This window comes from Desulfotomaculum sp. (assembly GCA_003513005.1).
Taxonomy (GTDB): Bacteria; Bacillota; Desulfotomaculia; order Desulfotomaculales; family Nap2-2B; genus 46-80.
Window position 1 is genome coordinate 1 of sequence record DOTD01000001.1, and the last position, 10,859, is coordinate 10,859.

At 47.3% G+C, this 10,859-nt stretch carries 12 protein-coding genes; 4 read left to right on the forward strand and 8 right to left on the reverse strand.

Annotated features, from left to right (window positions below; translation table 11 throughout):
- Positions 1-587, forward strand: a 587-nt coding sequence (locus DEH07_00005; protein HBY02946.1) for a hypothetical protein, incomplete at its 5' end; no start/stop codon positions are given.
- Between the two features lie 14 nt (positions 588-601).
- Here DEH07_00005 and DEH07_00010 read toward each other — a convergent pair.
- From DEH07_00010 to DEH07_00035, 6 genes are all read right to left on the reverse strand, one after another.
- Positions 602-1,090 carry a hypothetical protein gene (locus DEH07_00010; GenBank protein ID HBY02947.1) on the reverse strand — a complete coding sequence of 163 codons (489 nt, stop codon included), beginning with the start codon at positions 1,088-1,090 and terminating at the stop codon, positions 602-604.
- 169 nt (positions 1,091-1,259) lie between these two features.
- On the reverse strand, positions 1,260-2,369 hold the full coding sequence (locus DEH07_00015) for a polysaccharide biosynthesis protein (protein HBY02948.1): 1,110 nt from the start codon (positions 2,367-2,369) through the stop codon (positions 1,260-1,262).
- A 15-nt stretch (positions 2,370-2,384) separates the two neighbouring features.
- A complete protein-coding gene (locus DEH07_00020; GenBank protein ID HBY02949.1) occupies positions 2,385-3,278 on the reverse strand; it encodes a hypothetical protein in 894 nt (297 codons plus the stop codon).
- A 144-nt stretch (positions 3,279-3,422) separates the two neighbouring features.
- On the reverse strand, positions 3,423-4,364 hold the full coding sequence (locus DEH07_00025) for a nucleoside-diphosphate sugar epimerase (protein HBY02950.1): 942 nt from the start codon (positions 4,362-4,364) through the stop codon (positions 3,423-3,425).
- Positions 4,365-4,377: 13 nt separating this feature from the next.
- Positions 4,378-5,004, reverse strand: coding sequence for a sugar transferase (locus tag DEH07_00030; protein HBY02951.1), 627 nt, complete (start codon positions 5,002-5,004; stop codon positions 4,378-4,380).
- Positions 5,005-5,007: 3 nt separating this feature from the next.
- The gene (locus DEH07_00035; GenBank protein ID HBY02952.1) at positions 5,008-6,150 is read right to left on the reverse strand and encodes a GNAT family N-acetyltransferase; all 1,143 of its coding nucleotides are present in this window, start codon (positions 6,148-6,150) and stop codon (positions 5,008-5,010) included.
- Positions 6,151-6,340: 190 nt separating this feature from the next.
- Here DEH07_00035 and DEH07_00040 point away from each other — a divergent pair, with 190 nt between their 5' ends.
- Positions 6,341-7,528, forward strand: coding sequence for a glycosyl transferase family 2 (locus tag DEH07_00040; GenBank protein ID HBY02953.1), 1,188 nt, complete (start codon positions 6,341-6,343; stop codon positions 7,526-7,528).
- A gap of 23 nt (positions 7,529-7,551) precedes the next feature.
- Here DEH07_00040 and DEH07_00045 read toward each other — a convergent pair whose 3' ends face one another.
- Positions 7,552-8,970: a polysaccharide biosynthesis protein gene (locus DEH07_00045; GenBank protein ID HBY02954.1), complete on the reverse strand. Its 1,419-nt coding sequence runs from the start codon at positions 8,968-8,970 to the stop codon at positions 7,552-7,554.
- Between the two features lie 424 nt (positions 8,971-9,394).
- Entirely contained in the window at positions 9,395-9,508 is a 114-nt protein-coding gene (locus DEH07_00050; GenBank protein ID HBY02955.1) for a hypothetical protein, read from the reverse strand.
- Positions 9,509-10,215: 707 nt separating this feature from the next.
- Here DEH07_00050 and DEH07_00055 point away from each other — a divergent pair.
- Both DEH07_00055 and DEH07_00060 read left to right on the forward strand, forming a co-directional pair.
- Entirely contained in the window at positions 10,216-10,419 is a 204-nt protein-coding gene (locus DEH07_00055; protein HBY02956.1) for a hypothetical protein, read from the forward strand.
- Between the two features lie 251 nt (positions 10,420-10,670).
- Positions 10,671-10,853, forward strand: a complete 183-nt coding sequence (locus DEH07_00060; GenBank protein ID HBY02957.1) for a hypothetical protein — start codon at positions 10,671-10,673, stop codon at positions 10,851-10,853.
- Positions 10,854-10,859 lie beyond the last annotated feature (6 nt).

Below are 10,859 nucleotides of genomic sequence, written 5' to 3' on the forward strand. Positions count from 1 at the left end.
CAGATCATTATTTAAAGAAATATTATGCCAAAACAGTGTGTTTACACATTTGGGATTTCATTTCTTTACATAACGTAAGTCTTAACATAACCCCTGGTGCTTGGTATTCATGGTGGAACGGCAACAAGGTCGAGGGAGACCGTGTATTTCAGACTAGTGAATCCGAAGACGGCAACATGCCCCTGTTTATCCGGGAAAACGCAATTGTGCCTTTATGTCCCGAACCGCCTTCATTTATTCCCGACCGTTCATTAAAAGCCCTGGAAATTATGGTTCCTTTAACAGGCGAAGCTCAAGGGGAGGTCGTTGAATACTTTGACCGGGAGTCACTGCTCGCCTACGATGTTGTTTTTACGCTGCAGGGGAATTATATCAGAGGGAGAATTACTCAAAAGAATAAAGGGCGGGTCCCTTCGGAATACAAACCTCCGGAGACATTGAAAATCCTTGTCAATCACAGTATTCAAAATGTGGAATTCAGCACTGCCGCCAGGGAATTTTCTGTTCAGCCCGATCCCGGCAGAAAATCGTGGACGCTTGTTACCGTTAACGATGCCGTTCTTCCGCTTGAGTTCAAGTTATGGTGACTATCATGAAAATATTACCAGTATCTGAACCAGTAATAGACGAGTTTGACACATTCCGTACGGGCTACCCTCTTGTTTAAGGTTTTGCCGTCTAGCAGGCCGGTTGGGCAGTACAGCAATTTTACGCCGCTGTTTCTGTATACTCTGTCAAAGACCATCTTCGTTCTTCTCATATGATAGGGCGAACTTACCACTATTGCTGATTTATAACCCTTTTGGAGGATAATTTTTTTTGAATAAAGAGCGTTTTGGTAAGTGCTGATTGATTCTTTCTCAAGAATAAGATCCTGCCCCTTGGCGCCTTCCCGGGCCGCCCTTTCTGCCATTTTGTCAACTGAAGATCCCCAGCCTGTGATAATGATCGTATCCGAAAATCCAAGTTCGTACAGGTATGCGGCGTATCCCGCCCTTTCCGGTTCGCTGCCCAGGGCAATGAGCACGTCAACTTTCTCCGGCGGGTCACTGAAGAAAAGAAGTCTTTCCATAAGCAGGCCGGGCGCCATAGAGAGGAATAAAAGAAACGCTATTGTTAAAAGAAAAACGCTGACTAAGACAACACCGCATGCTTTACTTATTTTAAACCGCCTCCCTGCATAAAGAAAAAAATAATTCTTGGCTGCTGGCGCTGTGTTATCAGCAAAGGGGAATACCTATGCGCCATCAGGCGGCCGGTTAGAATCTGCCCAGGATATCCCCCAGATTACTAACTACATAGTCAATCTGTTCTTCCGGCATATTTGTATAAAACGGAAGGGCGAGTGTTGACGCCCCGGCAGCTTCGGCCACCGGAAAATCCCCAGGCTTATAACCGAATGTTTTACGGAAAAAGGGCTGCAGGTGGATAGGCCGAAAGTAACCCCGGCTGCCTATATTTCTGCTGGCCAGTTCTGCTATTACTAACTCACGGTCGATTTTAGGGTCCAGTCTAACTACATAGACAAACCAGCTCATTTGTACCGCCGGGTTAACCCCGGGTACTGAAACACCGGCCAGGCTGTCCAGTTTTTCTGTGTATTTTCCGGCCACCCATTCCCTTTTGGCAAGTATTTCCGGCAGTCTGTCAAGCTGGACCCTTCCTAAGGCGGCGCTCATTTCGTCCATCCGGTAGTTGAAGCCCAGGCGGTTGTGCTCATACCAGGCGGCTCCCTCGTCTCGACCCTGGTTGCGCATGCTGCGTAAAAGGCCTGCCAGGTCGTCCCGGTTGGTAACGACCATGCCTCCCTCTCCGGTAGTGATCTGCTTGTTGGGATAAAAAGCGAATACGGCCGCATCACTCCGGGTTCCGGTCAGCCGGCTGTTGTATCTGGCGCCTATGGCCTCACAGGAGTCCTCCAGAACTGACAGGCCATGCCTGGAAGCAATTGATCTGATCAGGCTCATGTCAACCGGCTGACCGAAAATGTGCACTGGAAGGAGGCATTTAGTGTTTTTGTTAATCTTATTTTCAATTAAAGAGCAATCTATATTTAAAGTTTCCGGGTCGATATCCGCAAAAACGGGACGAGCTCCTTCAAAAAGCAGGCAGTTGGCCGAGGAAACAAAGCTGAAAGGTGTTGTGATTGCCTCATCACCTTTTCCTATGCCAAGGCTGCGGACGGCCAGGTGGAGGCCTGAAGTGCCGCTGTTTACCGCAACAGCATGCTTTACGCCGATATATCCGGCAAATTTACTTTCAAAGTCCTCCACAGCTGGCCCCATACTCAGCCAACGGCTTTTAAGTACGGCTGTCACCGCCTCTATTTCCCGCTCGCTCAGATCAGGCAGAGATAAGGGTACCTGCATTGTTGTAAGCTCCTTTTATATCGATCCGAATAATCTGCTTTCCTGCTCCTTTAAGGTTTTCTGGTCCACTATCCAGTAGCTGAGGCCGTCTATATATTCCGCGTGCCCCGGCGCGGTTTCAACATTCACGTCCTCAAACCTGAGGCGTCCGGCAAACACCGCCAGCTGCGCCGTGTCTGAGAAAGTGAATGAGGTATCTGTGTTTTTTCTAATTTCATAATAGAATCTGGCAAGGTCCAGCGCCGAGGCGTGCTTCTTAAGATTTTCCAGCAGGGCATTAAAAAAATAATGCTGCCTTTTAATCCTGTCTATATCCGCCATCGGTTCGCTCCGGTTGTTGATATATACATATGCCTGCCGCCCGTTCATCATTTGTTTCCCGGGTTTAAAATCGAAGTATTTTGTTTTCAGTTCCTTTGGCACGTTGACTTCGATACCTCCCAGCATGTCGACAAGGCGGGCAAAAACGACATAATCCAGGCTGATGTAGCGGTCAATCTTTATGCCGGTAAACTGTTCGACGGTGTCAATTGTGAGAGGCATTGATCCGTAAGCGTGGGCATGGGTAATTTTCCCGAGGCCGTAAACTTTTATATATACTCTGGTATCCCTGGGGATCGAGAGGCAGTTTACGCTCTGCCCGACGGGATCAACCCGCACCAGCATAATTACATCGGAATGCCAGGGGGCGGGACGGGGCGGGCCATTAATCGAAGTAGCTTTATCAAGTCCGACAATTAAAATATTCAAAGGTTTTCCCTGGGGAGCTTTTTTAGGGGATTGCGCTTTTGGCGCAGCAATCGGCGGGGTGAGGTAAAACCTGGCCAGTACAACCGGGTTAAGGAGCCAGGCAAGGACAACAACGGCAGCTATCACTGTCAGTAATAAAAATAAAGCTTTTTTCGACATTCAGCCACCTCCCGGACGGTTCATCTTATTCAGCCGGCTGTTTATCGGTGATTAAAAAAGCGCCCTATAAAAGGGCGCTTATACCGGTGCACTGGTCAACTTGTCGCCGGGACAAGAGTTATTTAAATGAAATCGTTTAGAACGTCAAATTTCATAAAAGTGCGGATTGTTCCGCAGCCAGTCCCATGTTGCAGATAAGCCTTCCTCAAGGCCGACCGGCTGACCGAGATTTAAGACCTGCCTGGAAAGGCTGTTGTCAATGATCAGCTGCCTGTCGTCGGCTTCCCCTTTTTTAAAAGTTACCACAGCCTTGCCGCCGGTTATTTTTTTAACATGCATTGCCAGATCATAGACAGAAACTGCCCTGCCGTTTGAAATATTAAAGATCTGGCCGGCGGCGGCCGGCTCGGCTATGGCGGCGCAGACCGCTTTCAGATAATCGTCTATATAAGTGTACGTCCTTGACTGTCTGCCGGAACCGAATATTTTTAAGGGACGGCTGTTCAGGGCGTCCAACAGGAACTGTACTGGCAGGTTGATTCTTGTGTTTTTTGGCCCGTATATATCCGCCACCCTGAGGACCACTGCCTTTAAGCCGTGGCTTTTGGCCAGAGCCGCGCAAAAATGTTCCCCGGAAAGCTTTACAGCCCCGTATAGCAGGACAGGTTCCAGAGGGTGTTTCTCATCCATGGGAGTGTATTTTTGTTTTCCGTAAACCGCTATGGAAGAAATATAGATGAAGAGGGACCTGTTTTTAACCGCTTCCTTAAGGAGGTTGAATAAGCCTGCCATCGCATCTGTCACGGCGCCGGTTTCCAGGGAGCGCTGCCTCAAGGGCATCGGAAAAGCTGCATGCACCACAGCGTCAACACCGCTGCTTGCTTCTTCCATTTTATGCTCGTCGATAATGCTGCCGTTAATCAATTCCAGACGGCTCAGCATTCCGGCAAGGTTGGATGCCCTGCCCGATGTGAAATTATCGATAATTTTTACACGCGCCCCGCGCTCCAGCAGCGTCTCACAGAGGTGGGAGCCAAGGAAACCTCCTCCGCCGGTAACCAGGATAGTCCTGCCCTGTATGTTCAATTTTCATCACCCTTTAATATTTCATGAATGGGTCATTTTCTTTCCGGTCCGCCCTGGCTACCGAGTTTTTTCTGTCCAGGGGCGAGAGGGCGGTCTTGAATAAAATAAGCAGATCCAGTTTAAATGAATAGTTATCGATATACCAGAGGTCGAGCTTGATCCGGTCAGGCCAGTAGAGGGCTACCCGGCCGTTGACCTGAGCCCAGCCGGTGACGCCGGGTTTTACGGAAAGCCTTCTTTTCTGTTCCTCATCGTATTTATCCAGGTGATGCAGCGGCGCAGGCCTGGGGCCGACGATACTCATTTCGCCTTTTAATACGTTAAATAGCTGGGGTAGTTCGTCAAGCCCCGTCCGGCGAAGGATTTTTCCAAACGGTGTGATCCGGTCGTCATTCTCCTCCAGGAACATTCCCGATCCCATCTGCTGCGCGCCCCTGATCATGCTCCTGAACTTGAGCAGGTAAAACACTTTACCGTGTTGTCCAAGCCTTTCTTGTCTAAAGACGACCTCCCCGGGGGAAGTCAGTTTTGTCATCAGGATAATTAGAAGAATAACCGGGCTGAAACAAATCAGGATGAACAAGGTTAGGACTATGTCGAAAGCCCTTTTGAAGAATAGGTTTGCTTTTTTTAAATTCATCTTTTAGCACCTCCGGTAAGGCGGGAAAAACGCCTTATGTTCTTGTCCCTCGTCCGTCAAGCCGGTCAGCCGGCGGACGGCATCCTGGTCATGTATTTTTTTGCCTATGCAGTAATCTGCCAGGCTGTTTTTGGCAAAAGTCTGCTTATACCTGAAAATACCGTCATCATCGCTCTGGCCGCCGCCTAGAATGAAATACCCGATGCCTCTTCTCTTCGCCCAAAGTATGGCCTCGTGTTTGAGCAGGTTGTTCGGGCGGAAAGAGAAATATTCGGCCAGGGTTCCCCCCAGAAAAGAATGAATAAAGGTTCCGCTGTAAAGCAAAAGTTCCGTGGAAATCAGCTTTCCTTCCAGAAAGGCGTGCGCGTATAGGTAATTTCCATTCAAAAAGCGGTGGATTTTATCAAAGAAAGTGTCCGGAAAGTAGTAGAAATCCCTGGAGTTGTTCCTGTCCATTGTGTGGCGGTAAATCATGGAGAAGTCAGTAAAAAAGCGCGGCGTTTGATCAATAACTATGGTGACGCCGCTGCGGGCTGCTTTTTTGATATTCTTCCTGTTGCTGTAATCATATCCGGACCAGATCTGCTCCTCTGGTATTGATAAATCTATAAAGACTACGCTTGAATTCCTTTCGGCTTCAACATAACCGGCTGCCTGCTCATGGTTGTGGATCAGGGGGTGAAAGCGGATAAATTCGGTGATAATATTGCTGTCCTGACAGAATTGTATAAAACTCTGCCAAAAACCTTTTAAGGTATTTCCGTCAGCGCCGGGTGAGGCCAGAGGACCTCCGTAGCCGTAAGGACTGGTTATGTCAAAATAGTTTTCCCCGGCGGTTGTTTCCCCGCTATAATCAACCTTTCTGAGCAGAAAGGGGTAGATGACAAATTGGCTGTCCTGCTGGTAGACAAACAGGCGAGCCTGGTCATTGCCTTCAAAGACCCTGTAGTATCCGGGTTCATAATGAATATCGCAGGTCTTCACTTTATGAAGGAGGTCAGTCCATTGTTTGCTTTCGGCCAGAGTTAAAAGGCAGAAATTGTCAGACGTCAATCTGTCGCCCATCTGTCGGCAGGGTGGTTGTTTGCCTGCCATAATCCCGGGTTCGAAGCAGTTCCTGCCGTCAATCAAGATCTTTCCGCTCATCTTTGTGATACCATCCGGCCTGCGCCCGCAATAACTACACTCATCAGTCCTTTTCCTCCTCGCATCCCGCTAAACATAAAATATGCTTCCGGGAATAGCGGTGTTACCGGAAACTGGTTAAAAGCCGGACAGATGGAGGCTGCAGGTTGTTTGTCCGTGGTATAAACTTCTTAAGCCTGCTCCGCATAGTATGTTTTTGAACATATTTATGGAGGCGCCGGGGATGAAAATTTTATTTTGGGCTGCTGCCGCCCTTACTTTTTACACGTTTTTTCTTTATCCCGTTTTTTTGTCCTTAGTTGTGCGGATGATTCTAAAAAGAAAACCGGAACCGCCCGGACTTCCCGATGAACAGGAATGGCCGCGGGTTTCACTGATCATCGCCGCCCATAATGAAGAGAAAGTTATTGAAAAGAAACTTTTAAACACGGCGGAGCTTGACTATCCTCCCGGGCAGCTGGAGGTTATTGTTGTTTCGGATAATTCCACGGATGGTACCAACGAGATAGTCAGGAAATATGAGAACAAAGGCGTCATCCTTGTGGAAGTAGACCAGCGGCGGGGCAAGACCTTTGCCCAAAACCAGGCGGCCAGAGCAGCTGCGGGGAAGATTCTGTTCTTCTCAGACGCAAATTCAATCTGGGAAAAGGATGCGTTATGGTGTCTGGCGGCGAGGTTTGAGAATCCGGGAACAGGTTATGTTTGCGGCAGGTTAAAGTATGTTAACGAAGAGACCGGAAGCGGCTTCTCGGAAGGGTTGTACTGGAGGTATGAGCTGTACCTGCGCTTTTTAGAATCAAGCATTTTTTCGATTACTGCCGGAAACGGGGCTGTCTATGCAGTCAGGGCCGGCGATTATCTGGAGATAGACGACCTTTACTGCCATGATCTGGAGCTTCCGCACGAGTTGGTTAAAAGGGGAAAGCTCGCTTTATACGAGCCTGCGGCTGTTGCCTGGGAAAAAGCAGCCGGGGAAGCCGAAGAGGAATACGCGCGCAAAGTAAGGATGTTAAGCAGGACATGGCGGCGCATACTGACGGGGCCCAGCCTTTACAACCCTTTTAAATACGGTCCCGTATACTCCTGGATGATGATTTCCCACAGGCTGCTCAGGTATCTGATTCCATTCTTGCAGATTATTATTTTTAGCTCTTCATTGTTTTTAAAAAACAGCAGCCCGGTTTACCTGGCTGCTTTTACCGCCCAACTGGTTTTTTATGCGCTTGCCCTTGCCGGTAAAGTGTTTAAATTAAAGAACAGGTTGTTCTTTGTGCCTTATTATTTTTGTATGTTTAACCTGGCGTCTCTGGTTGGATTTTTTAAAGCCCTTTCAAGAAATGTGTCCCCTGTGTGGGAAAAGGCCGACAGCACCCGGTGACAGATGCGCCGGCCCGCTGCCTTTTATTTTGCTTCTCTTAAATTATTCAAAAAATCGCTCAGCATTTTTCTGACCTGCGCTTCTGCATAAGAAAACTCAGGGTCTTCCAGAGTGTGCAGCAGGCGCTGGATACCTTCGTAATTGTTCCTGCCGTATACCGCCATTATCTTTTCATGCCTTGTGGGCATAATTCTTTCTTCATCATTAAAAAGGCTCTCCGAAATTTTTTCACCCGGCCTGATCCCGATATACTTTATGGGGATATCCTTTCCCGGCTTCAAGTCCTTTAGCCCGATCATCTTAAAAGCAAGGTCCCTGATCGAGATTGGTTCTCCCATATCCAGGACAAAAATCTCCCCGCCTTTGGTCATGGCTCCCGCTTGAATTACCAACTGCGCCGCCTCACTCACCGTCATAAAATAACGGGTCATTTCGGGATGTGTTATGGTGAGCGGTCCGCCTAGAGAAATCTGTCTTTCAAACAGGGGCAGCACGCTTCCCCTGCTGCCCAGGATATTGCCGAAACGGACGCAGGCATATTTTGTCAATTTTTTTTCATTCATCAGCTGGACAATAATTTCCGCCGCCCTTTTAGTGGCGCCCATGATACTTGTCGGTTCAACCGCCTTGTCGGTTGAGATAAAGATAAACCTTCCGCAGCCTCCTGCTATGGCTGCGCTGCAAAGAACCTTTGTGCCGATGATGTTTTTCTTGACAGCTTCTTCAGGGTTTTTTTCCATGTACGGGACATGCTTGTGCGCGGCGGCGTGAAAAACGATTCCAGGCTTATATTTTTTAAATAACCTGTTCATTCTGCCTGCATCCTTGATGTCCCCTATTTCGCTGATTATTCTGACCCGGGGGTGGCTGATCTTCAGACTCTGTTCAATTTCATAAATACTGTTCTCACCGCGTCCCAACAGGATTAGTTTTTTTGGTTTGTTATCGGCTACGCTTCTGGATAGTTCCGAGCCGACCGAGCCCCCGGCGCCTGTAATCAGAACGACCTGATCTCTCAGGTAACTTATTATTCCGCCGATATCAAGTGAAAGCGGCTTGCGCCCCAGCAGATCTTCAATTTGGACATCCCGGATTGGGCGGACGTTTATTTTTCCTGTGTTCAGATCGTAGATACCGGACATAATTTTAACCTTGGACCTGGTCTTCATGCATATCTCAAGAATATTGCTTATTTCACCGGGAGGGGCCGAGGGGATGGCCAGAATGACCTCATCAAATCCATACCTGGAATTCAGCCCGGTGATATCGCGCCTGTTTCCCAATACAGGCAGGCCGCAGAATTCAGTACCTTTTTTCTTGGGGTCATCATCGATAAAGCCTATAATCTTTCGGTCTTTCGAGGAGCCGCCGAGGGCTTCGATGACTTTTTTTCCAGCCAATCCCGCGCCGATAACAAGAGTTCTCTTTTGTCTGTTTTCCATTTACTCAACCTCTAAACTGGTATGGATGATTTTTTTCTATCTTATGGAAAACTTTCCCCGAAGGTGCCGGATTGGATTAAAGGCTTTAAGTCTTTTGTCATAAACAAACCAAAAAGCATATTATATAAAATCCAAGCAAAGCTAAGGGGTTATAAAAATAAGGAGGGATTGAGAATTAGAAAGTTAAAGCTTGCGTTAGTAGTTTTTATCAGCCTGGTTTTAGTGGTTGCCCTGGCTTACCTGATTGGCATATACCTGGACGGCGGTTCAGAGAAGAATGCTTCCAAAGTATCAGAAAAAGCGGCAGAAAATAAGAACACAGTGCTTGAGGCGGTTATCTTAAACGACGACTTCGAAAAAGGAAGTCTCGGTTGGCGAAATCCGGAAGCGATTCAGAAGGAAGACAACGGGAACCACTATATAATCAATAACTGCAGCTGGGAAGTATGTCAGGAAATGAATCTTTTACCCCATACGACGTATGCGGTATCCGCCAACACCAAAAAAGGAACCGCTCAGGGGCCCGCCCGGATCGCATTTAGCTTTCTGGATATTAACGGTGTAAAACTTCCCCAATTTTACGACATCAAATACACACACACCGGAGGTGGCTGGGAAAAAATACCCCGGCAGTTCATCATGGTTCCCAAAAATGCCGCCACTGCTTGGATTTATTTATTGTCTGAGGACCCCAAGGGCTATCATTGCTTTGATAATATTACGGTGACCAGGACGAGTGAAATTGGAGACAGGAAGGCAACCGAAATGAATGCGGACCAGAACGAGCTGATGATCAACGGGGATTTCGAAATGGGTCTTTACGGCTGGATTGGGATGGCGGACAGGATTAAGTATGAAAACGGGAACAGGTTTTTAAGAAACGGGTACAACTGGGAAACATTCCAGATTATTGACGTAAATCCTGGCCAAAAGTACCTCATTACTGCAGAAACCAGAAAGGGAACATCCAGTAAGCCGGCCCGGATAAAAGTGGTTTTTCTCAACCAGGACGAAAAGAGAGTGCCGGAGTTCTTTAACATACTTCATAGCTTTGATACGACAGGATGGGAGAATGTCACCGAAGTTATTCAGGCGCCTTCGTCTGTCAACCAGTTAAGGGTATACTTGCTTGCGGACGACCCGGAAGGAAACGGGACCTACTGTGACTTTGACAGTATTTCCTTAAAGGCTGTCACTGATGAAGAGTTAAAGAAAAAGCTCATTAAGAACAGCGGCTTGACAAGGATGATCAACGGTTCTCAGAAAAGCGGCCAGTATGTTGTTAAAGAGGGGGATACGGTCAGCGGTTTAGCACGGCAGTTTAATATACCGGAGCAGGAATTGATCTCCGCAAATGCCTTTTCAGATCCTGGCAGGCTGGAAATCGGCCAGATAATTTATCTGCCTCAAGGAAATACGCAAAGTCTGAATCAAACGGTAGCCCCATAAAAGCTGCTTTATTGTGCAACAAGGAGGCGTTTATCCTTAACCTGCGCCCCCTTTTTTACGACAAATTATTACATTATTTCCTTATTGTTATATAATGTCGGATGTGATAAATGTTAATCATAAACAATAGGGGAATAAGTTGTATAGCAAGGGTATCCGTTAAGGTTACCCTTCTTCCTTTTTTATGCTATTTGATTCTATTGGTTTGGCGCCAATCACCACCATGCCCAACAAGCAGGAGAACAATATTAATGACAGTTTACGATGTGCTGAACAGTTTTAAAACAATGTATCTGCATTTCACAGGAGTAAATGAAAGGATTCTATTTCTAAACTCCCCAAAAGTAATCGATATAATACCTGTTCTTATTGAGATACTACTTGTGTTTAGTATATTTCTTTCTGTGCGGGGATTTAAAAGGAAAAATAAATAAAACACT

Excerpts from the sequence above, each read along its gene's own strand:
- DEH07_00010 (HBY02947.1), bottom strand. The coding sequence starts at position 1,090 with ATGGCGCCCGGCCTGCTTATGGAAAGACTTCTTTTCTTCAGTGACCCG.
- DEH07_00015 (HBY02948.1), bottom strand. The coding sequence starts at position 2,369 with ATGCAGGTACCCTTATCTCTGCCTGATCTGAGCGAGCGGGAAATAGAG.
- DEH07_00020 (HBY02949.1), bottom strand. The coding sequence starts at position 3,278 with ATGTCGAAAAAAGCTTTATTTTTATTACTGACAGTGATAGCTGCCGTT.
- DEH07_00030 (HBY02951.1), bottom strand. The coding sequence starts at position 5,004 with ATGAATTTAAAAAAAGCAAACCTATTCTTCAAAAGGGCTTTCGACATA.
- DEH07_00035 (HBY02952.1), bottom strand. The coding sequence starts at position 6,150 with ATGAGCGGAAAGATCTTGATTGACGGCAGGAACTGCTTCGAACCCGGG.
- DEH07_00040 (HBY02953.1), top strand. The coding sequence starts at position 6,341 with ATGTTTTTGAACATATTTATGGAGGCGCCGGGGATGAAAATTTTATTT.
- DEH07_00045 (HBY02954.1), bottom strand. The coding sequence starts at position 8,970 with ATGGAAAACAGACAAAAGAGAACTCTTGTTATCGGCGCGGGATTGGCT.
- DEH07_00050 (HBY02955.1), bottom strand. The coding sequence starts at position 9,508 with ATGCGATCCGGGCGGGCCCCTGAGCGGTTCCTTTTTTGGTGTTGGCGG.
- DEH07_00055 (HBY02956.1), top strand. The coding sequence starts at position 10,216 with ATGATCAACGGTTCTCAGAAAAGCGGCCAGTATGTTGTTAAAGAGGGG.
- DEH07_00060 (HBY02957.1), top strand. The coding sequence starts at position 10,671 with ATGACAGTTTACGATGTGCTGAACAGTTTTAAAACAATGTATCTGCAT.